The 1,183-nt window shown below is 59.1% G+C and carries 1 protein-coding gene and 2 pseudogenes; all 3 read right to left on the reverse strand.

What is annotated here, in order from left to right; all coding sequences use genetic code 11:
- Positions 1-683 (reverse strand): annotated as a pseudogene (locus tag Q8K05_RS15620) (hypothetical protein); the annotation flags it as partial.
- A 13-nt stretch (positions 684-696) separates the two neighbouring features.
- Positions 697-843, reverse strand: a complete 147-nt coding sequence (locus Q8K05_RS15625) for a hypothetical protein (protein WP_305247543.1) — start codon at positions 841-843, stop codon at positions 697-699.
- Between the two features lie 19 nt (positions 844-862).
- Positions 863-1,183, reverse strand: a pseudogene (locus tag Q8K05_RS15630) (ATP-binding protein); the annotation flags it as partial.

The following is a 1,183-nucleotide window of genomic DNA, read 5'->3' on the forward strand; positions in this document are numbered from 1 at the left end:
GTGGACTTGATGGTGTCCGCCAGGTCGAGTTCTTCAGCGTTGCCGAGCCGGGCAAACTTGCGCAGGCGGCGCAGCGCCACCTTGATGTTGCGCGTGCCGAGTTCCTGCGTGTCGTCGTAGTCCTTGTAGGCGCGCTGGTCCCAGACTTTCACGGCGCTCCGGTTGCGGCTCTTTTCCTGCCCGATGCGGATGCCCTGCGGATTGAAACCGTTGGCGCCAAACGGCGAGGTGCCGCCCGTGCCTATCCATTTGCTGCCGCCTTCGTGGCGTTCTTTTTGCTCTTCAAAGCGCTTTTTGAGCGTTTCCATGAGCTCGTCCCAGCCCATTTTTTCGATTTTTGCCTTGTCCTCGGCGCTGAGCTCCAGCTCCAGGTTTTTGCGCAGCCATTCGAGTGGAATGTCTTTGGTGAAGTCGGCGATCATTTCCACGCCCTTGAAGTAGCTGGCGAAGGCGCGGTCAAACTTGTCGTAGTGTTTCTCGTCCTTCACCAGCACGCAGCGACTGAGGTAGTAGAAGTCGTCTATCTTGTAAGCGCCTTCGCGGCCTTCCCCGTCGGGTCCGGCCAGTTTGCCGCTGTTCGGCCCGACCACGCCGGCCTCCAGCGCTTCGAGCAGCATCAGGTACTCTTTGACCGATACCGGCAGTTTGGCAGAGCGCAGGGTGTAGAAAAAGTCAATCAGCATGGTGGAATAAACCTCAGTGGCGCGGCTTGTCGAGCAGGTGGAGCAACCGGGCCTTGACCTCTGGCCATTCGCCGGCGCGCAGTCCGTTTTCATGGTCCAGCGCCAGGGGCACGAGTTCCACGCCGCTTGCTGCAAGCGTGACGGGTCCTACAAAGTTCATGCGCCGCGCCCGTTCTGTGTTAACGGTTGTTGCGCTGCATGAACACCAGTTTTTCAAACAGCGTCACATCCTGTTCGTTCTTGAGCAGTGCGCCGACCAGCGGCGGCATGGCGACTTTATCGTCCCTGCTTTGCAGGGTCTCCAGCGGAATGTCCTCGGCCACCAGCAGCTTGAGCCAGTCGATCAGTTCGCTGGTAGACGGTTTCTTTTTGAGGCCGGGCAGGTTGCGCACCTCATAAAAGGTCTTCATGGCGGCCGCCAGCAGTTCCTTTTTGAGGGTCGGGAAATGCACGTCCACGATCCGCTTCATGGTGTCGGCGTCGGGGAACTTGATGTAGTG

Source organism: Polaromonas sp., from assembly GCF_030682935.1.
Taxonomy (GTDB): Bacteria; Pseudomonadota; Gammaproteobacteria; order Burkholderiales; family Burkholderiaceae_C; genus Polaromonas.

What these genes read in the sequence shown, in the direction of transcription:
- Q8K05_RS15625 (WP_305247543.1), bottom strand. Translation starts at nt 843, where the DNA reads ATGAACTTTGTAGGACCCGTCACGCTTGCAGCAAGCGGCGTGGAACTC.